We start from the raw sequence: 21,599 nt of genomic DNA, 5'->3' as shown, positions 1-21,599 counted from the left end.
TTTCATAAGGAAGTTTGCTGATCTCTCTCAAGCATTTCCTCTTTGGTATATATGATTTTCATTGGATTTCCCCCGACGAAGGCTCCCTCCGGAACATCCTTATGGACAAGCGTCCCCGCAGAGACAATCGCCCCATTACCAATTGAAAGTCCTGGAAGAATGGTCGAATTGGCTCCAATCAACACTTCATCACCAATGACTACAGCTCCTAAACGATATTCATGAATCAAATATTCATGAGCAAGGATCGTCGTATTATAGCCAATGACAGTATTCATTCCAACCGATATTTTTTCCGGAAACATCACATCCGGCATGACCATTAAGGCAAACGAAGTATGCTTTCCTACTTTCATATGTAAAAAAGTCTTGTATAGCCAATTCTTCATGCCCAGAAAAGGCGTATAACGCGCTAGCTGTATCACCACAAAATTCTTTACGACTTTCCAGAATGGAACGGTCTTATATACATGCCATAGTGAATTAGCCCCTTCAACTGGATAGCGGGACGTGCGTCTCATTTTCTAGCCTCCGTGAGTTTTTCAACCTCAACGATATTCAATATATCCGCCATCTGCTCAAGCATATAATCAGGGTGATAACTTTCCAAGAATTCACGGCCTTTAATGGACCATGAGACCCCTGCCGTTTTTGTACCTGTATTTTTACCGCCCATAATATCATGATAACTGTCGCCAATCATGATCGCTTCTTCAGGAACCGAACCGAGTTGATTTAAAGCTTTTACCAAAGGCTCTGGGTCCGGCTTTGCCTTTTCTACTTCATCCAGTGTGACCACCACTTCAAAGAATTGATCCAGTTTACTTAAACGCAGGCCCTTTTCGACGACATCACGCTTCTTTGTCGTAACGACTGCCAATTTATAACCGCTCTGCTTCAACGTTTGAACGGTTTCATACACCCCGTCAAATTGTGTGACAAGCAAATCATGGTTCCTCCAATTATGCTCCCGATAGTAAGCGATCATTTCATCCACTAGTTTTGGATCAATGGAAGAAAAAGTATCGACCAAAGTCGGTCCGATAAATGGAATGATATCTTCCCGATTGAACTTTCCGGGACAAAAGTGGTTTAAAGTTTCCGTAAAAGAGGCGATGATTAATTCATTTGTATTGATCAGCGTCCCATCAAGATCAAATAATAATGTAGTTATGTTACTGTTCATATACAGCTTCCTTTCTCTGTACCCTGTCAGTCCGATTCCATATATACGCAACGGCCATCGTTAAAACAATGGCAGTGAGTAGCCGAATAAGCAACAACGGCAAGACTGGAATCCCCAGCGGAATAAAAATCAGTGTGTCTTCTACAACAGCATGGCAGGCAACTAAAAAGATGAACGCAATCGTCATATCCTTCTTCGAAACATTATCTTCTTTAGCGGCTTGAATCATTACGCCCGCCCCATATGCCAAACCGAGAGTCAGGCCTGTAACGAAAGGCATGGAAGCATTCGGCTTCATCCCCAGGACCTTCATGAAGGGAGCCAGGGCTTTCGAGAAGGCTTCCAGCCATTTTAAATCTTTCATGATTTGAACCGCCACCATGAGCGGAATAACGATGACCGTCAGCTGACCGATTCCTGAAAGGGCTTGGAGGACACCATGTAGGAGGATTGCACCTGCTCCGTTAATCTCTGCAGCCTCCCCAATAGCCACTCCTTGGGCCATTTCAGATCCGCCCTGCCAGACAAGATTGATGACGATCGCTGATAAAAGGGCAAGCCCGATCCGTACTGTTAGGATGATCCACAGCTTGACACCGGTTTTCATCGCCACACCTGACTCGATCAATAAATTATGTGAAAAAGATAGCATCATAGCGATAATAAAAACTTCCTTCACAGTCAAATCAAGTGTTAATATGCCAGCGATCGCCGCGTATAAATTCAGGAAATTCCCTAACACAAGCGGAATTGCCGCATCCCCTGGAAGACCGATGAGATTCATCAAAGGCGCTATCAAGTTAATGATGAATGGCAATACAGGCGTATATTGAAGCACAGTGACGATCAAAGTGACTGGAAATATCACTTTCCCCAAAGACCAAGTTGTGTTCAAGCCTGAAAGAAGTCCCTTTTTAATCGAATCTACTATCACTATGCCCTCTCCCTTTACACATATTCCCTATGCATCTAAATATCGTTTGTTTGCATGCCCGCTGACCCTTCTATAGACCACTAAAGCAATGGCTACAACTACCAACACAATTGAGATCACTTGTGCGATACGCAGTGACTCCGTCAGCATCAAACTATCCGTCCGCAATCCTTCAATGTAATAACGGCCGATGGAATACCATATTACATAGGTTAAAAATAGTTCCCCCCTGCGCAAGTTCACTTTCCGTAAACTTAAGAGGATAATGACACCGGCGATATTCCAAATCGATTCATACAAAAAGGTCGGGTGATAGTACGTACCGTTTATGTACATTTGATTGATGATGAATTCAGGCAAATGCATATTTTCCAGGAATGACCTTGTTATTTCTCCCCCATGCGCTTCCTGATTCATGAAATTACCCCAACGGCCAATCGCCTGCCCCAACAATAAGCTCGGTGCAGCAATATCCGCCAGCTTCCAGAATGAGACTTTCTTGACCTTGGCAAAGACGATGGCAGTCAGCACCGAGCCAATCAACGCACCATGTATGGCAATTCCGCCATTCCATATTTTTATGATATCCCCCGGGTTTTGTGAATAGTACTCCCATTGGAAGATCACATAATAAATACGGGCACTAATGATCGCGATTGGGACAGCAAACAAAATCATATCCGTAAATATTTCCTTATCAAGACCTCTTCGCTCTGATTCCCTCAAAGCGATAATAAGACCCAATAACACACCGAAACCGATGATCAGTCCATACCAATGTACCTGGATGGGGCCTAGATCTAACGCGATTGGATTCAGCGGCTGTATTCCTTGTTCCATTTTGTCCCCTCTTTTCCTATAACCTTTTAAAATTCATCATGTTCCGGATCTGCAATGGCATGGTTCAAGCGATCTGAAAACTGTTCCGCAGCATTTACACCCATTCGTTTCAGGCGGTAATTCATGGCTGCCACTTCAATGATAACTGCTAAATTTCGCCCTGGACGGACAGGTACGGTAATTTTCGTCACTTCCGTATCGATGATTTTCATTTTTTCTTCATCAAGACCAACCCGGTCATACTGCTTGTTTTTTTCCCATAGTTCCAGATTGATGACAATTGAGATCTTTTTATTGCTTCGGACTGCACCAGCTCCAAAAAGTGTCATTACATTAATGATTCCCAATCCTCTTATTTCAAGAAGATGTTCGATTAAATCTGGGGCATTCCCTACTAGCGTATCTTGGTCTTCCTGCCTGATTTCGACGCAGTCATCGGCTACGAGACGATGACCCCGTTTCACCAATTCCAGGGCTGTCTCACTTTTACCGACTCCGCTTTTCCCGGTGATCAACACCCCTAACCCATAGATATCCACCAATACACCATGAACAGCAGTAGTTGGTGCCAACCTGCTTTCAAGGAAATTGGTCAGACGGCTGTATAACCTTGTTGTCTTCATATTAGATCTCATCACAGGAACGGATTCCCGCTCAGAAGCTTCGATCAATTCTATCGGCACTTCCTGACCACGCGTAATGATGATGCCTGGAGTAAAGTCCCTGCACAACTCTTCCATCCTCTGTATTCGCTCCGGTTCATTCAACCGATTAAAAAAGGACATCTCCGTCATACCTAAAAGCTGTACTCGATCCGCGGGATAATAATCAAAAAAACCGGCTATTTCAAGTCCGGGACGAGATAAATCACTCGTGACTATTGGTCGGTTAATTCCTTCTTCCCCACTGATAAGTTCTAGACCGAACGCTTCTACTATATCCTTTGTACGGACTTTTGCCATATATCTTTCCTCCTTTTGGAGCGTTGCTATTTTTCGAGATACTTTTTCTATTTTAGCATTTTTCTGTTAATAACCAAACAAAGCATTATCGATTTATTGTTTTTTTATTCACTGCACCCGGATTATGAAAGCGGGAAGGTCTCCGTGAACAGGAAAGAGATGAAACTACATGAATCCTAAGAAAGCCCGCAAGTTTATATTGGCGGGCTCACTTTGTACACAAAAGGCATCAGAAAACGTATCTTTCATCAAATGATGTTCCCAAACCAACTCCAAAGCAACACCTTCAACTCCTTAGATATAGTTTCTATCCAAATTGTACAAGCCCTAAAAAAATGTAGGCAAACTCGATTTTCACCGAGTTTGCCTACATTCAGAGCCCGCCAGTTATATCAGCGTGCTTTCTTTTTCTTCAGGAAACCGTTATCGCTGCCGTCTTGGTTTCTGCAAAAACATGGAGCACAGGAACCTCTTCCTTAACCGTCTTAAACTTAAGGACCTTCTGAACCACATCACTTTTCTCTTCGATGATGGTCATCCCTTCCAAAGTTACATTAAAGCTTCCTAAATTTGATTTCAACTCTCCTTCGATCGCCTTACCTGTTGGCAGGGTAAGCTGGACTTTTCCAGTGATTGACTTAGCATGGATCGAATCGCAATCCATCCCTGAATTCGTACAGATGATTTCCCCATTGAAAGTTTGGACATCCAATTTCTTGAAGTATCCATCGGCATTAATCGCTCCATTCAGGGTTTCGGCTTCCAAGTCATTAAAGTTGGTATCCGCAATGGTGATCATCCCGTTAGCTGTTTCAAGCTCACACGAATCACCCGTAACCTGCATGATATGAATGGCACCATTCGCCGTCTTCGCTTTAAGGTTCTCTGATTTCAATGATTCAGTCGTGATTGCGCCATTGAACATCCTTATATGGATATCCTCATATTCCTTCCTTGGAATGTACATGATCGTATCAACCTTTATGGATTTTTCACGAACCTTGAACCTCAATTTTCCATTTTCAATAGTGAAATCGACTTCTTCCAAAAAGTTCTTCCTAGCTTCTTCTATATCTTCCACACGGTATACCTTAGCTTCGCATTCAACCCTGACATCATTATGGTCCCATGCGGCGATTTTTATTTTCCCATTTGCTATATCCACATCAACTTCATTCAGGAGATCATGATCATGCTGGAAAATATGACTGACCTCCACAGATTTCCCAAAATTGAAATCAAGGTCCGTTTCTTTGATTTTCTTAAAAGCACTTTCAACGAAATCAATAATCTTTTCTTTCGATGACTGGATATTCTTCTTAAACGTATCCTGAGTGCTTCCCTCGCTTTTCTTATCCACGACTACCGTCGATAATTCATTTTGCAATTTCTGCTCTTTAGCTTCACTTTCCTGACTGGCTTTATCTAATTCTTCCAATAAGCCCATGGCTTCTTCAGCTGATAACTTTCCATCCTGAATCATTTCTAAGATTTTCTTTCTTTCCTCCTGCATGAACATTCCTCGCTTTCTTCTATCATTTTATTCATACATACGCCCAGATATCTAAAAAGTTTCATAAATACCGTTTTTCCCATCATTCGACAAAGGGAAATGACAATTTCCGAAAAGGAAGATGTATGATTTCCCCGGAAATATCTTGTTTTCCTATTCTTTAATCAAATGATTGATTAAATGCGCACCGTCATTTTTCTACAAAAAAACAAGCCTGATGGCTTGTTCCAGACTGTAGATAAACTTGAAGAAAAGCCGGTTTGCCTACAGTTTTTTATAATAACCATTCCAATTGATTTCAGAAATCCGCTCCCTTTCCGCCGACTGTCTGCCAAGCCTCCTCGACGCAAGCGCCTGTGGGGTCTTGGCTAGCCAGTTATTCGGCAGGAGTGTCGCAAATTTCTTCAATCCAATAAGGATTACAGTAAAAAAACATGAAGGATAATCTAGTCTTATCTTAAAATCATGGCTCGGGATGACGTTCCGAACCTCTGATTGTAGACAGGTTCTAAGAAAAGCCGGTTTGCCTACAGTTTTTTATAATAACCATTCCAATTGATTTCAGAAATCCGCTCCCTTTCCGCCGACTGTCCGCCAAGCCTCCTCGACGCAAGCGCCTGTGGGGTCTTGGCTAGCCAGTTATTCGGCAGGAGTGTCGCAAATTTCTTCAATCCAATGGATTACAGTAAAAAAACATGAAGGATAATCTAGTCTTTTTTTTAATGATGGTTCGGAATGAGACCGTTCCGAACCCCCTTTTTTCTACAAACAGAAACAAGCCTGATGGCTTGTTCTTTTAAGCATGTTCATGCTGAGTTTCTTTTTCTTCAATCCAATTTTCCATACGAATTTGATCACGGGTAAGTACAGGTTTTAAGTATTTTCCCGTATACGATTCGGAAACTTCACATATTTTTTCAGGTGTTCCATAAGTGACGATTGTTCCGCCCTTATCTCCGCCTTCCGGTCCCAGGTCAATAATATGGTCCGCCGTCTTGATGACATCCAGATTATGCTCGATCACCAGAACTGTATCCCCATTGTCAACCAGCCGCTGCAGAACCTGGAGCAGCCTTGCTATATCGTGGACATGAAGTCCGGTAGTTGGTTCATCCAAGATATAAAAGGAGCGCCCAGTGGAACGGCGATGCAATTCAGAAGCAAGTTTCACCCTTTGCGCTTCACCGCCTGATAAAGTGGTAGCAGGCTGTCCAAGCTTGATATAACCCAAACCAACATCATAAATCGTTTGTAGCTTCCGTTTGATTTTTGGGATATTTTCAAAGAAACTAACGCCTTCCTCAACTGTCATATCGAGGATGTCGGAAATGTTTTTCCCTTTATATTTCACTTCAAGAGTTTCTCGGTTATAACGTTTCCCATGACAGATTTCACATGGGACATAGACATCTGGAAGAAAATGCATTTCAATCTTGATAATGCCATCACCTCGGCATGCTTCACAACGGCCGCCCTTCACATTGAAACTGAACCTTCCTTTTTTATAACCGCGGATTTTCGCTTCGTTAGTCGAGGCAAATACATCACGAACATCATCGAATACACCCGTGTAGGTAGCTGGATTCGATCGTGGGGTTCTGCCGATCGGTGATTGATCAATATCAATGACTTTATCTAAATGCTCAATTCCCTTGATCTCACGGAAATCGCCTGGTCTGGCTTTTGCCCTATTCAGCTTTTGAGCCAACGATTTATGGAGGATCTCATTCACTAATGTACTTTTCCCTGATCCAGAGACTCCTGTAACGGCTGTAAAGACTCCAAGTGGGAATTTCACATTAACGTTTTTCAAATTATTTTCCTTGGCACCTTTTATTTCAATGACACGGCCATCATTTTTCCGGCGTTCCAATGGCAATGGAATGAATTTCTTCCCTGCTAAATATTGGCCCGTTAAGGATTTAGGGTTATTCATGACCTCTTCCGGAGTACCAGCGGCCACTATTTCCCCTCCATGCGCTCCTGCTCCAGGACCAACATCAATCAAATAGTCCGCAGCAATCATCGTATCTTCATCATGCTCGACAACAATCAGGGTGTTCCCGATTTCGCGCATATTCTTCAATGTTTCGATCAATCGATCGTTATCCCTCTGATGCAGCCCTATTGAAGGTTCATCCAAAATATAGAGTACTCCCGTCAATCGGGAACCGATCTGCGTAGCCAATCGTATACGCTGCGCTTCACCGCCTGATAATGTTCCCGCTGCCCTGCTCAACGTCAAATATTCCAAACCTACATTAGCCAGGAAACCGAGCCGCTCACGAATTTCACGTAAAATCAATCTCGCAATTGCAGCTTCCTTTTCAGTCAAATCAAGCTCATCGAAAAATACTAACGCATCTTCCACTGATAAAGCTGTCGTTTCACTTATATGGACCCCTTGAATGAGCACGGAAAGACTCTCTTTTTTTAATCGATGACCCTTACAGGTCGGACAGTGATGTTCTGACATATATTTCTGCATTTGCTCACGAATATAGTCTGAACTCGTCTCCTTGAAGCGCCTTTCGATGTTTCTTAACACTCCTTCAAAAGGAATATATCCTTCTTGCACTCTTCCAAAATCATTTTTATAGCGGAAATAAATCTTATCTTTACCTGAACCAAGCAAGACCTTATCCATCTTCTCTTCCGGTAAATCTTTAACGGGCACATCCATATCTATCCCATAATGGTTGGCTACCGCTTCAAGGAGCTGCGGATAATATTGAGAACTCGTCGGCTCCCATGGTGCAATCGCATGTTGGCGGAGGCTTAATTCGTTATTCGGGATGACCAGATCACGGTCCACCTCAAGCCTCGCCCCCAAGCCATCACAATCTGGGCATGCCCCAAATGGGCTATTGAAGGAGAACATTCTCGGCTCTAACTCTTCAATCGAAAATCCGCAGTATGGACAAGCATGATGTTCACTGAACAGCAGCTCTTCCTCACCCATGACGTCAATGATGACTTTGCCTTCGCCAAGCTGCAAAGCACTTTCCAATGAATCTGCGAGCCGCGCCATGATACCCTCTTTAATGACGATCCGGTCTATGATGACTTCAATTGAATGCTTTTTATTCTTTTCGAGAGTGATCTCCTCGCTGAGATCATGCATTTCCCCATTCACACGAATGCGGACATATCCTTGTTTCTTAACTTCCTCCAAGACTTTTGCATGTGTCCCTTTTCTGCCCGAGACAAGCGGTGCCAATACCTGAAGCTTGGTTCGCTCAGGATAATCAAGAATGCGGTCCACCATTTGCTCAATCGTTTGTGAGGTGATTTCAATATTATGGATCGGACAGGTCGGCCTGCCGACCCGTGCAAATAACAGCCTTAAATAATCATAGATCTCCGTAACAGTCCCTACGGTTGAACGAGGATTTCGACTGGTCGTTTTCTGGTCTATGGAAATGGCTGGTGACAAACCTTCGATCGCATCGACATCCGGTTTATCCACTTGGCCTAAGAATTGACGAGCATAAGCGGACAGTGATTCTACATAACGTCTTTGCCCTTCTGCATAAATCGTATCAAAAGCCAAGGAAGACTTTCCAGATCCGGATAATCCGGTCAGTACAACAAGTTTGTCTCTCGGTATCGTGATATCAATATTCTTTAAATTGTTGGCCCTGGCGCCTTTTATCACAATTTTATCCATTGCCATGGTTCGTCACCCTTCCGCTTTCAACTCTAGTAATAAATCACGCAGCTCGGCAGCTCGCTCGAAATCCAGTGCCTTTGCCGCTTCCTTCATTTCTTTTTCCATGCTCTCCATCACTTTTAAACGCTCTTTTTTAGGGAGCTTCGCGAGGCTTGGTGCAAGGTCTTCTTTATACTCTTCGCCTTCTTCGGCTACACGAGTCGCCCTTATGGAGTCACGGATATCCTTTTGAATGGTTTGAGGCATTATTCCATGCTCTTTATTATAATCTTCCTGGATTTCACGGCGCCGCCTCGTTTCATTGATGGCAAGTTCCATCGAATTCGTGATGCGGTCTGCATACATGATGACGTGACCGTTGGCATTACGGGCTGCACGGCCCATTGTTTGAATAAGCGAACGTTCCGAGCGAAGGAACCCTTCCTTATCGGCATCCAGAATGGTCACCAACGACACTTCCGGTATATCCAGGCCTTCCCTTAAAAGGTTGATTCCAACGAGTACATCATATTTGCCCATTCGAAGTTCCCGGATGATTTCTATCCTTTCCAAGGTCTTCACTTCCGAATGAAGATATTGGACCTTGATGCCGATTTCCTTTAAATAATCAGTTAAATCTTCGGACATCTTTTTCGTCAAGGTCGTAATGAGCACACGCTCGTTCTTTTTGACGCGCTCCTGTATTTCACCGATCATGTCATCTATCTGCCCTTCAATCGGCCGCACTTCTACCATCGGATCCAGCAATCCGGTAGGACGGATGATCTGCTGAACCATTTCTGGCGTATGTTCGAGTTCATATGGTCCCGGAGTTGCAGAAACGAATATGGATTGATGTACCTTTTTTTCAAATTCTTCAAATCTTAGCGGGCGGTTATCTTTTGCAGACGGCAGACGGAAGCCATGATCGACGAGCACTTGCTTCCGCGCCTGATCTCCATTGAACATTCCGCGGATTTGCGAAAGGGTTACGTGTGATTCGTCCACGACCAATAGGAAGTCCTCTGGAAAGTAATCCATTAAAGTGTATGGTGTCGCACCTGAGGGACGAAGGGTTAAATGGCGGGAATAGTTCTCGATCCCTGAACAAAAGCCCATTTCCCGCATCATTTCCAAATCATAACGGGTCCGCTGCTCCAAGCGCTGTGCTTCAAGGAGTTTTTCATCTTCCCTTAATTCCTTCAATCGCTCTTCCAGTTCCGTTTCGATATTTTGAATGGCTATCCGCATTTTCTCTTCGCGGGTTACGAAGTGGGAAGCCGGGAAAATCGCGATATGTTCCCTTTCACCAGTAATTTCACCAGTCAGGGCATCGACTTCACGGATGCGGTCAATCTCATCCCCGAAAAACTCGACCCGTACGCAATGTTCATCACGTGAAGCCGGGAAAATTTCGACCACGTCGCCGCGAACGCGGAAGGTCCCACGTTGGAAAGCAATATCATTCCTCTCATATTGAATATCCACGAGTCTGTGCAGCAAGGCATTCCGGTCTATTTCCATGCCTGTTCGGAGGGAAACAACCATCTCCCGGTACTCTTCAGGGGAACCGAGCCCATATATGCACGAAACACTGGCAATGATGATGACATCTTTCCTTTCGAACAAAGATGAGGTTGCCGAGTGACGCAGTTTATCGATTTCATCATTGATGCTTGCATCTTTTTCGATGAATGTATCCGTGGATGGAACATAAGCCTCTGGCTGGTAGTAATCATAATAGCTAACGAAGTATTCAACGGCATTATTAGGGAAGAACTCTTTGAACTCACTGTAAAGCTGCCCTGCCAACGTTTTATTGTGGGCAATGACAAGAGTCGGTTTATTGATTCTTTGAATCACATTGGAAACGGTGAACGTTTTCCCTGTCCCCGTTGCCCCCAATAGCGTCTGCATTTCCTTGCCTTCCTTAATCCCTTCGACCAGCATTTCAATCGCTGCCGGTTGATCTCCTTGAGGAGAGTATTTTGAGACTAACTCAAACTTATCCTTCACCAAGCATAGCCTCCTATTGAAATATTTTTATATGAAAACGGGACATGCCTATATCCCTTCTATTTATTCCGGTTTAATAAAGCATATATACACATTCTACCACATTAGCCTTAAAACAAACCAGCAATAAGCGAACATCCATTCTATTTTTTGTTTTATGGACTTCATGATGTGTTGAGGGGAATGACATGTTTGAGTACAAAAAAAGCACCTTTAGTGTCAGGCGCTCTTGGATGTACGTTTCATCATTCTTTTTGATAACCAAAATCCCACTGTCAGGGATAAGGCATCGACGATGATCAATAAGTTTGTATGCGTATAACCTTTATATGCAGAAGCTGTAATCAAGGCAACAGTTAAAACAAGGCCCACGACATTGTTATAGGTGACTCTTGAAAATAGCATGACAAGAAGACAAGGAAGGAAAAGGGCAGAAAGAATTTTAATCATTTTTTCATCTCCTTTATAAGAGAAAAATAGAGTAGTTTCAGTTTAAATGATTATCAAGTTTTTTGCCAATCAATTTCCTACTTGATTTTCAAGGCATCATCAGAAGAGCATTCCACATATCCTCCAATTATGCCCATAAAAAAAAGAGGCAAACCCCTTTAAAGGGAAGTTTGCTTCTTTTCAGCCCACTCAATATGGATCCGCTTCATGTCCTTTTCTAACGGCGTCCTCAGGGTTATCCGTCCCACCCAGAGGTTTTGAAGAGTCCGTATGTTCAGAAGCCGCGGCCAGTCCCTCTTTCAATCTGCGGCCATACTCTTCATCGGCCTCTTCGGCAAGAGCTATCATTTTTTCCTGAATGCGCTTGTCGGCAGGAGCCAATGCCGCCACTAAATTGGAAATTAAATCGTCTTTTTCCCAATCCTCGAATTCACGGAATGTTTCACCAGCCTGTTTCGTATTGTTTTGGCGATCGATTGTCTCACGAACAAGTTTCCCTTCCACCATAGGTGTATACTCCTTGCCCGTCTGCTTGGCTTCTTTCAAGCCGCCGACAGTTGATGGTTCGTAGTTGATGTGGGGGCTTTGGCTGCCTCTGCCAACTTCATATTGCATCTGTCCGCCAGTCTGATTCGTGGCTGTTGGTTTCTTTGGAGCATTAATCGGCAATTGCAGATAATTCGCACCAACACGGTGGCGCTGTGTATCGGAATAAGAGAATGTACGTCCCTGTAACATCTTGTCATCAGAAAAGTCCAGTCCATCCACTAGGACACCGGTGCCGAATGCAGCCTGTTCGACTTCAGTGAAATAGTCTTCAGGGTTTTTATTCAAAACCATCGTACCGACATGCAGCCATGGGAACTCATCTTTCGGCCAGATTTTCGTATCATCCAGCGGATCAAAATCCAACTCAGGATGATCATCATCACTCATGATCTGTACGTTGAGATCCCATTCAGGATAGTCCCCGCGTTCGATCGCTTCATATAGATCCTGTGTGGCATGATTGAAATTCGTAGCTTGAATTTCATTTGCCTCTTGCTGTGTCAGGTTCTTGATCCCTTGTTTCGGTTCCCAATGATACTTGACAAGCACCGCTTTCCCTTCCTCATTGACCCATTTATAGGTATTGACCCCTGACCCTTGCATCATGCGGTAGTTAGCTGGAATGCCCCATGGGGAAAACACAAAGGTAATCATATGGAATGTTTCAGGTGAGCTCGAGCAAAAATCGAAAATCCTCCTGCCGTCCTGAATGTTCGTGACCGGATCGGGTTTGAAGGCATGAATCAAATCCGGGAATTTCATGGCATCACGGATAAAGAAAATTTTCAGGTTATTGCCTACAAGATCCCAGTTTCCATCCTCCGTATAAAATTTAACCGCAAATCCCCTGGGATCACGTAACGTTTCCGGGGACGTCCCTCCATGAATAACAGATGAAAACCTCACGAATACCGGGGTTTTTTTACCTTCTTCCTGAAAAACCTTCGCTCTCGTATATTTTGAAATAGGCTCTTCCCCCGCTTTACCGGTCGGAACGAAATAACCATGTGCACCTGCACCACGGGCGTGCACCACCCGTTCAGGGATACGCTCCCTATCGAAGTGGCTGATTTTTTCCAGGAAATCATAGTTCTCAAGTGTACTAGGTCCTCTGTTTCCTACAGTTCTAAGACTCTGGTTATTCGTTACCGGGTGCCCTTGCCTGTTCGTTAATGTTTCTTTCGATTCATCATTTGGTTTTTTGGATTTATCAGACAAAAATATCCCTCCTCTGTTAATAAAAGCCACAATACTACTATACTTTCCCCTTTTCCCTATATTTCACTCTTCAATCTTCAAACTTAATTGAAATTAGTTAAATTCCCCCTATATATCCCTGATCATATGTTTATGCCATTAACAACTGGTGTAAATCATATAATGATAAGTAAGCTTTGAAGCATTTAGTAGAAACATGGAGGAAGCATACCCATTTTTGTATATGACAACAGCGCTCCATTATAATGAACTAAGGATAAAAAATTCAAAAAGCGGGGTGCCTTCATTGGACGAATCAATTTTAGGAAGACTTGGCAGGATGATGACTGGAAAAACCGGTCGTTGGGTTGTCATTGCTGTATGGATAATTGCAGCAATCGCATTAACCTTCACATTGCCTGCCGTAAATGATCGAACAGCAAATAATGCCGCAGACTTGCCCGAAGACTCACCTTCTGTCATGGCTGATGAACTTATTAAAGAAGAGTTTCCAAAATCCTCTGGATTACCTGCCCTCCTTACATGGCATCGGGAAAGTGGACTGACAGAGGCCGACTTGGCTGAAATCCAGTACCTTTCCAAAGAACTGACAGATAACCCATTGACACAGCAATCTTTTTCACCGCCGCTTCATGAAATTCCGTTGCCTGCTCTTCAAGGATCGGTTTCAGAAAATGGAACGACTTTCGTACAGCCGCTTTTCTTCAAAGAAAAGACCGAGACTGAAATTCTCGAAAAAAATCTTGAAAGCATTAATGAGCAAGTATCGGAACGCATTGGATCGGACCCATTCAAGGTCCCGACAGATTCAGATGAATTATCCCTTCGAGTGACAGGCCCTGTAGGGATATCCGTCGATGCAACCGGTTTATTTTCAGGTGCTGATTTCAAATTGCTATTAGCGACAATAATACTTGTACTTGTCGTCTTATTACTCATTTACCGCTCCCCGCTTTTAGCCATCATTCCTCTAATCGGAGTAGGCTTCGCCTATATTGTCACGAGCCCTATTCTTGGATTCATGGCAGACCATGGTTGGATTACAGTCGATTCACAGGCAATTTCAATCATGACCGTATTATTATTCGGTGCCGGAACGGATTATTGTCTATTTTTAATTTCTCACTACAGAAGTGAATTAAGGAATCATGAAAGCAAACGGAAAGCCATGATCGCCGCATTTAAAGATTCATCAGGCGCCATTGCGATGAGCGGACTTACGATCGTCATCTCCCTGCTAACATTGCTTGTAGCCAAATACGGAGCCTACCACCGTTTCGCTGTACCATTCAGCTTGTCCATTTTAATCATGATGCTGGCAGCTTTAACACTTGTACCGGCATTGCTTTCTGTATTCGGAAGGGCTTCCTTCTTCCCGATCGTTCCGCGTACTCCTGAAATGGAAGAAGCACGGGCTAAGAAAAAGGGAAAAGCCGTCAAAAAGCATAAAGATGGCCGCATCGGTAAATGGATTGGTCATATCGTCACGACCAAGCCATGGACTGTCATTCTTACATGCCTGATCATCTTCAGTGTTTTAGCTGGATATTCTTCACAAATAAAATATTCATATGATATTCTCTCTTCCTTCCCTGAAGATATGAACTCCCGTGAAGGCTATTCTGTCATTTCCGACTCGTACTCACCGGGCGAACTGGCACCAGCCACAGTGGTTATCGATACGGATGGTGAAGATATCGATTTAGCGCCGGCATTAGAGAGGATGAATATTGTTGAAAGTGTTTCCGATCCAGTCACAAGTAAATCCAATAAAGATCTGCAATCCTATGAGGTCACATTCAACTTGAACCCATATGCTATCGAGGCCATTGATTCCATTCCGGAAATCCGCACAATGGCGGAGAAAGAATTGAAGGCCGCCAATATATCTTCCGTTGACGAAAAGGTTTGGATTGGCGGGCAAACTGCGACGCAATTCGATAAAAAGGATACCGTAAAATCCGATGAGTTCATGATCATCCCGATCATCATCGTCCTGATTTCCCTGCTCCTCTTAGCCTACTTGCGATCTGTGTCAGCCATGGTGTATTTAATGGGGACAGTCATTCTCTCATTCTTTGCAGCAATGGGCTTAGGTTGGATAATCCTGCACTATTTCATGGGTGTCGATGCCATAGAGGGGACAATTCCACTTTATTCTTTCGTATTCCTGGTTGCGCTTGGAGAGGATTATAACATTTTCATGGTTTCAAGCATTTGGCGTAAGAAAGAAACGATGCCAATCAAGCAGGCCATCAGAAAGGGCGTTGCCGAAACAAGCGGTGTCATCACTTCGGCCGGAATAATCTTGGCAGCGACTTTTTCCGTTCTAGCCACACTTCCGATTCAAGTATTGGTTCAATTCGGGCTCATTACTGCTCTTGGTGTGTTAATGGACACATTCATTGTGCGCCCGTTCCTTGTTCCTGCAATCACCGCCCTACTTGGCCGCCGTGCTTTTTGGCCGAGTAAAGTGACCAATCAAGAAGAGAAAGAACATGTCAATTAATTAAGGTGTCAGCTTTATTCTCCTTTCTAAGAGAAAACCCTGTGCTCCATAAATGCACAGGGTTTGAGTTTGTAGACAAAAGGGTTTTACCTAAAATTTTAAAACAAAGTTGATTGGAACGGAAGGTGCGAGACTCTTGCGGGAAAAGCGCGCCGAGGAGGCTCCCGGACCGCCCGCGGAAAGCGAGTGCCTGGAGTGGAAATCGACGTTCGAGGTTTTATAAACCTTCATAAAAACTGAGACAAACTTGATTTTCATCGAGTTTGTCTACAGTCTGAAAACCCTGTGCCCAATAAAATGCACAGGGTTTTTCATGTTTTCAAAATTAAGGAAAACTTTCAGTTGACACTATTGCTTCCACCTCTTATAATTACATTAAGTTAAGATATCTCAAATTAAAGATATATAAATTCAAGATTAATAATCAGGAGGAATAAACATGACAAATACAAAATGGACAGTCGACCCGACTCACAGTGCTATTGAATTTTCCGTAAAACATATGATGATCGCAAAAGTAAAAGGAAGTTTTAATAAGTTCGATGCAAGCATTCTAGCAAACCCATTGGATCTAACAACTGCAGAAATCGATTTTACCGTTGATGTGGCCAGTATTGACACACGCAATGCAGACCGGGATAATCACTTGCGTTCCGCTGACTTCTTTGATGTAGAAAACAATCCTACTTTAACATTCAAATCAACAAAAATCGTGAAGACGGATGAAGATGAATACGATGTAACCGGAAATGTGACTCTTAATGGAATCACACAAGAAGAAACTTTCAGCATCACCTTCGAAGGCCAAGGGAAAGATCCATGGGGAAATGAAAAAGCTGGATTTAGCGGAAAAGGGAAAGTCAAACGCAGTGATTATGGGCTAACCTATAACGCGGCATTAGAAACAGGCGGCGTACTGATCGGCGATCAAATCACGCTTACCATTGAAATCGAAGCAGCTAAAGAAGCTTAATGAAAAGAAGCAGCAGCCATCCCTAGGATGACTGCTGCTTTCTACATTTATCGGATTTACGAATTCCTCGTTTTATATAGTAAATAAATGAAGTATGGTGCCCCGATGCTCGCTGTGAAGACACCAGCCGGTATTTCCAAAGGTGAGAATAAGGTCCGTCCAATTAAATCCGCCACCATAACCAGGATGCCACCAAGCAAAGCTGAAGTGGGCAGTAACACTCCAAAACTCGAGCCAACCAGCCTTCTGGCCATGTGGGGTGCCATTAATCCCACAAATCCTATTCCGCCGGCAAATGCCGTGGAACCACCAATCAAGGCCGTGCTGATCATCAATAATGCAAACCGCTGTTTTTGGACATGTCCCCCAAGCCCCGTTGCAAGGTCATCGCCTAGCTCCTGTAAATTAATATTCCTGGCATACAGGAAGGCTATTAACAGGAATAGAATCGTCCATGGTGCCAGTACAGCGATATTATTCCAGGTGGAGTTAGACACTGACCCCGTGATCCAAAGGTTGGCCTGGCTCGCTTGATAGACTGGGCCAAGAATCATCATCATCGTAGTGAGTGCCTTCATTAAAGCCATCACCCCAATCCCGATCAACACAAGCCTTATCGGGGGAACTCCATTTTTCCAGGCTAAAGAATAAACAAGAAAGGCCACGACCGTCGCCCCAATGAATGCAGCTAACGGCAGCCAATTGATGCTCACCGTTAAAGAATGATTCTTATCGCTAAAAATGGCCAGGAATCCAACGACCGCTACAGTCGCTCCTCCTGTTATCCCCAAGATATCCGGCGAAGCAAGCGGATTTCGAATCATCCCTTGAAGGATCCCTCCTGCTACTGCAAGGCCCATCCCTACTAACAGGGCAACAATTATTCTAGGCAGGCGGAAAGATTGGATAATAAGCCGATCGCTCTCCGTCCCCCCTCCGATAAAGACCTGGAGGACACTTAACGGATTTATATTCATTTCACCCACTCCAGTACTGATCACAAACACTAGTGAAGTGACTAAAAATAATATGAAAATCACGATCATAGCTTTTTTATCCATCAAGAATGATATTTTTTCATTAAATAAACGAAAGCTCTTATATGACTTCATCGGCCGCTGAACCCCTTTCTAGCTATGTAAATAAAGAATGGGGTCCCGATTATGGCTGTCATGACTCCAACCGGAACTTCTCGAGGCATCAGGATATACCTGGATATGACGTCGGCTGCAATCAAAAGCACCGCCCCGAAAAGTCCAGAGAACGGAATCAACCAGCGATGATCGATGCCAACTATAGAACGGGTAAGATGCGGAACGACGATTCCTATAAAGCCAATCGGACCCGCAACCGCCACTGATCCGCCAGCGAGCAGTATGATTGCCAGCCCCAGGACCAGTTTAAGGAAAACTATATTCAGTCCAAGGCCTTTTGCAACATCTTCACCCATTGATAACACATTCATTTTACCGGACATGATTAAGGCAAGGCCCCAACCTACGACAAGATAAGGCAGGACGGCAATTAAATTGTCTAAACTTCTGCCGGAAACCGATCCAGCAAGCCAGAACAAAACTTGATCTAATAGTGCCTCATTGGAAACAAGAAGACCTTGTGTAAGTGAAGCTACCATGGCCGTCATGGCTGCACCAGCCAATGTCAGCTTCATCGGTGTCAAGCCGCCGCGTCCCATGCTTCCAATCATATATATGCTTATCGCGGCTATGGCCGCCCCTATGAATGACAGCCATGTGAATACTTGAAGATTGCTTATCCCAAAAACGGTGACCCCAGTGACAACCGCCAATCCCGCCCCGGCGTTGACCCCGAATATATCTGGAGAGGCCAGGGGGTTTTTAGTTAGCGTTTGCATCAAAACCCCCGAGATGGCTAAACTTGCACCAATTGCCGAAGCGATCAGGGCACGCGGAAGTCTTACTGATTGAATGACAATGTGTTCATTGGTCCCATTGAAATGGGTAAAAGCATCGATGGCCATTTTCCAGGTTGTATCTGTATAACCGTATACAATGCTTGAGCACAGTAAAAACAGCAGCAAAATAATGGTAATGAACAGCCCCATCCATTTCTGCCATGTATATTTTAATAACATATCCAGTTACCTTTCCAATCACGTTTGTATAGTAATATTTTACTGGTGGTAATGGGATTATGTCAACGAATTTGAGAATCATTTTCATTTATATATTGACAGAAAAGTATATTCATTTTATGATGATGCTGTTAAGTGCGAATGATTATCATTTGCTGAAAAATTGGGAGGGATACATAGATGTTTAGATTTAAGTCATTATTAACGATTTTTACAATATTTGCAGTCTTCCTTCTAGCAGCTTGCGGGAATTCGGATGATAAAGCCGATGGAAATAAAGCTGAAGACAAGAAAGAAGATAAAAGTTACACAATTGAGCATGCCATGGGCACTACCGAGTTGAAAGAAACGCCTAAAAGAGTGGTCGTTTTAACAAATGAAGGTACTGAGGCATTGCTTGCTTTAGGAATTAAACCTGTTGGTGCCGTTCAATCATGGCTTGGTGACCCTTGGTACGACCATATTAAAGATGATATGGATGGGGTCGAAGTTGTTGGGGTTGAACATGAAGTTAACTTAGAAAAAATCGCATCACTGAAGCCTGACTTGATTATCGGAAGCAAGATACGCCAAGAGGCTGTATATGATAAATTAAGTGCAATCGCCCCTACCGTCTTTTCGGAAACGCTTAGAGGAGATTGGAAAGAAAACTTTAAACTATATGCAAAAGCCGTTAACCTTGAAGATAAAGGGAACGACGTAATTGCAGAATTCGATAAACACACAGAAGATCTTAAAGCTAAATTGGGTGATAAAGTAAATCAAGAAGTTTCCATTGTTCGTTTCATGGCTGGAACTACTCGTATTTATTACACAGATTCATTCTCTGGAGTGATTTTCGATCAATTAGGATTTAAACGTGCAGAACAACAGAAGGAACTTTTCACTGCAGACAATAAATTAGGTAACCTTGCCATTGAGGTTGGGAAAGAAGTCATCCCTAAAATGGATGGAGATATTCTCTTCTACTTCACGTACGCTCCTGAAGGGGACAAACAGGCCCTAAGCACAGCAAAAGAATGGACTAATGATCCACTTTGGAAAAACCTTGATGCAGTTAAAAATGGAAAAGCTTATGAGGTTAGCGACGCTACTTGGAATACAGCTGGCGGGGTAATTGCAGCTAATAAAATGCTGGACGATATAGAAAAAATCATGCTTGAAAAGTAATAAATTAGGATTGCGATCCTACTGAAAACGGCCTTTCTCGATATAGAATTCGAGAAAGGCCGTTTTATTTTACATTCATGCGAACTGCTGCTGTGTCATTTGTGACTTTAACCCACTTGTCCGCTTTCCTTTAATTGATCATCTACGAACAAGATGCCCAATTCGTAATGCTCCCCGTCAAAAAGAGCTCTTTGCACAAAACGTATCTGTTCATTATTATCGATGACCTCAAGCTTGCAATGTGCCCGGTTTATTTGGAGCGCCCTGTATAACTCTTCTTCTTCCCTGACGACGACCCCATTTATTTTCGAAATGACCTCGCCTTTTTGCAAGCCCATTTTATCTGCCGGAGATTGAGGGATAACGCCTAAGATCTGGACACCCAGCTTACTTTTCGAAAAATAAAAACGAAGCTTTTGATCCATTGCCTTTTGGGTATAGTGCAGGAATTCACGACCAAGGATTGCTAAAACAGCCGTTATGATTGCCAATGGTGGGTACCAGTAACCAACTGCCGCCAATATCGTAATCACAATTCCCAATGCTCCTACCTTTTTGCCTTGCGCCCTAATGGCCAGTTCCGGAAGCGTCCCATGAACTTTTTGCTTAAAGCCGATTAAAATGGGCAATACGATCGGCGATAGGGACATGTCCCCGATTGAAAAAACCGGATACCATTCGAAAGGCACTGGAAGTTGTCCTCCAGGAATCATAACGAACATGGGAATTAGCCAGATTCGCTGTGAAACATACACACCTATCGGCTGCCCCCTCTTGGATACCTCCAACTGAGGAGAGACCTTTTCACTTCCATTGCCAGCAATCAAAAACCCTTCAGCAATGAGGAATAACCCTATCAAAATAACAAGTGTCGGATATACGGACCGATCCAGCTGATTAAAGGCATCCTGAAATAAAGTCAGCTGGATATCACTATCATATAAAAAGAAAAGGATAAAGAAGGTGAGTCCCACTGTGTAAACGGGGGAAACAAACCTCTTTTTCATGGATAGCATGGACAAAACTGTAACCACTGCCATGATGAACAGAGCCGCCAAAGGAATGGCTAGTCCAGTAGCCAGCGTGACGAAGGAAAGGATCAATCCCCATATCAATCCTTGAGGTAACATGGAACGCAGCTCCATGGAAAAACTGTAAATCTTCGTATTGAAATCATGGCGTTCCCGTTTAACGCGAAGATAGCCGATGAATAAACAATAGGCAATCGAAACATAAAGCAAAGGATGAAGGAAGAGTTTTCCTAATCCCATTAAGCATGCAGTCAGCCAATCCGTTGTCAATTTCTTTCCACCATCCTCAAAAGTAATTAAAATTTTGTCAAATTTCGTTCTGGTCAGTTACCTCCTATTCTATCAAAAATGTAACCTTCATGCCTATTAAGATGCAGAAAAAGTAGCTTTATCTTAAGTTTCCCCCATACTGCCTTCATGTTCGCAGGCGGGGCTCGATCAAATGCAAAAGAGGCACCGCTCCAAGGGGAACGGTGCGATCAA

16 protein-coding genes are annotated in these 21,599 nt (G+C 43.5%); 3 read left to right on the top strand and 13 right to left on the bottom strand.

Translation table 11 applies throughout. The annotated features are described in order from the left end of the window. Nucleotides 1-2 precede the first annotated feature (2 nt). The 10 genes from FNK51_RS06500 to FNK51_RS06455 all read right to left on the bottom strand — a co-directional run bounded on the left by FNK51_RS06500 (nucleotide 3) and on the right by FNK51_RS06455 (nucleotide 13,326). Nucleotides 3-521 carry an acyltransferase gene (locus FNK51_RS06500; RefSeq protein WP_141992812.1) on the bottom strand — a complete coding sequence of 173 codons (519 nt, stop codon included), beginning with the start codon at nucleotides 519-521 and terminating at the stop codon, nucleotides 3-5. Then, nucleotides 518-1,186, bottom strand: coding sequence for a pyrophosphatase PpaX (ppaX, locus tag FNK51_RS06495; protein ID WP_141992811.1), 669 nt, complete (start codon nucleotides 1,184-1,186; stop codon nucleotides 518-520). The genes FNK51_RS06500 and ppaX overlap by 4 nt, the downstream gene beginning before the upstream one ends. Then, a complete protein-coding gene (locus tag FNK51_RS06490; protein WP_141992810.1) occupies nucleotides 1,176-2,120 on the bottom strand; it encodes a nucleoside recognition domain-containing protein in 945 nt (314 codons plus the stop codon). Before FNK51_RS06490 ends, ppaX begins: the two co-directional genes overlap by 11 nt. A gap of 27 nt (nucleotides 2,121-2,147) precedes the next feature. After that, nucleotides 2,148-2,960, bottom strand: a complete 813-nt coding sequence (lgt, locus tag FNK51_RS06485; RefSeq protein ID WP_141992809.1) for a prolipoprotein diacylglyceryl transferase — start codon at nucleotides 2,958-2,960, stop codon at nucleotides 2,148-2,150. Between the two features lie 26 nt (nucleotides 2,961-2,986). Next, the gene (gene hprK / locus FNK51_RS06480; RefSeq protein ID WP_076368260.1) at nucleotides 2,987-3,922 is read right to left on the bottom strand and encodes an HPr(Ser) kinase/phosphatase; all 936 of its coding nucleotides are present in this window, start codon (nucleotides 3,920-3,922) and stop codon (nucleotides 2,987-2,989) included. Nucleotides 3,923-4,334: 412 nt separating this feature from the next. Continuing rightward, nucleotides 4,335-5,435 (bottom strand): DUF4097 family beta strand repeat-containing protein, encoded by a 1,101-nt coding sequence (locus FNK51_RS06475; protein ID WP_141992808.1) that lies wholly within the window; start codon nucleotides 5,433-5,435, stop codon nucleotides 4,335-4,337. A 796-nt stretch (nucleotides 5,436-6,231) separates the two neighbouring features. Next, nucleotides 6,232-9,111, bottom strand: coding sequence for an excinuclease ABC subunit UvrA (gene uvrA / locus FNK51_RS06470; protein ID WP_141992807.1), 2,880 nt, complete (start codon nucleotides 9,109-9,111; stop codon nucleotides 6,232-6,234). 6 nt (nucleotides 9,112-9,117) lie between these two features. Then, nucleotides 9,118-11,103, bottom strand: a complete 1,986-nt coding sequence (gene uvrB, locus FNK51_RS06465; RefSeq protein WP_141992806.1) for an excinuclease ABC subunit UvrB — start codon at nucleotides 11,101-11,103, stop codon at nucleotides 9,118-9,120. 219 nt (nucleotides 11,104-11,322) lie between these two features. After that, nucleotides 11,323-11,553, bottom strand: a complete 231-nt coding sequence (locus FNK51_RS06460; RefSeq protein ID WP_034309928.1) for a CsbA family protein — start codon at nucleotides 11,551-11,553, stop codon at nucleotides 11,323-11,325. A gap of 189 nt (nucleotides 11,554-11,742) precedes the next feature. Continuing rightward, nucleotides 11,743-13,326 (bottom strand): catalase, encoded by a 1,584-nt coding sequence (locus FNK51_RS06455; protein WP_098371665.1) that lies wholly within the window; start codon nucleotides 13,324-13,326, stop codon nucleotides 11,743-11,745. 280 nt (nucleotides 13,327-13,606) lie between these two features. On the opposite strand from FNK51_RS06455, the gene FNK51_RS06450 reads away from it, so the two are divergent. After that, entirely contained in the window at nucleotides 13,607-15,829 is a 2,223-nt protein-coding gene (locus tag FNK51_RS06450; protein WP_483296113.1) for an MMPL family transporter, read from the top strand. Nucleotides 15,830-16,268: 439 nt separating this feature from the next. Next, nucleotides 16,269-16,802 carry a YceI family protein gene (locus tag FNK51_RS06445; protein ID WP_098371566.1) on the top strand — a complete coding sequence of 178 codons (534 nt, stop codon included), beginning with the start codon at nucleotides 16,269-16,271 and terminating at the stop codon, nucleotides 16,800-16,802. Nucleotides 16,803-16,858: 56 nt separating this feature from the next. On the opposite strand, the gene FNK51_RS06440 is transcribed toward FNK51_RS06445, so the two are convergent. Next, entirely contained in the window at nucleotides 16,859-17,914 is a 1,056-nt protein-coding gene (locus tag FNK51_RS06440; protein ID WP_098371567.1) for a FecCD family ABC transporter permease, read from the bottom strand. Beyond that, on the bottom strand, nucleotides 17,911-18,915 hold the full coding sequence (locus FNK51_RS06435) for a FecCD family ABC transporter permease (protein ID WP_098371568.1): 1,005 nt from the start codon (nucleotides 18,913-18,915) through the stop codon (nucleotides 17,911-17,913). Before FNK51_RS06435 ends, FNK51_RS06440 begins: the two co-directional genes overlap by 4 nt. A 180-nt stretch (nucleotides 18,916-19,095) precedes the next feature. On the opposite strand from FNK51_RS06435, the gene FNK51_RS06430 reads away from it, so the two are divergent. Next, the gene (locus FNK51_RS06430; RefSeq protein WP_141992805.1) at nucleotides 19,096-20,085 is read left to right on the top strand and encodes an ABC transporter substrate-binding protein; all 990 of its coding nucleotides are present in this window, start codon (nucleotides 19,096-19,098) and stop codon (nucleotides 20,083-20,085) included. Nucleotides 20,086-20,192: 107 nt separating this feature from the next. Here the strand turns inward: FNK51_RS06430 and FNK51_RS06425 are convergent, their stop codons facing one another. Beyond that, entirely contained in the window at nucleotides 20,193-21,386 is a 1,194-nt protein-coding gene (locus FNK51_RS06425) for a PDZ domain-containing protein (RefSeq protein ID WP_141992804.1), read from the bottom strand. Nucleotides 21,387-21,599 lie beyond the last annotated feature (213 nt).

Origin of the sequence: Bacillus sp. B4EP4a (assembly GCF_006680105.1) — a bacterium.
GTDB lineage: Bacteria > Bacillota > Bacilli > Bacillales > DSM-1321 > Peribacillus > Peribacillus simplex_E.
This window is presented reverse-complemented; position numbering and strand designations above follow the sequence as displayed.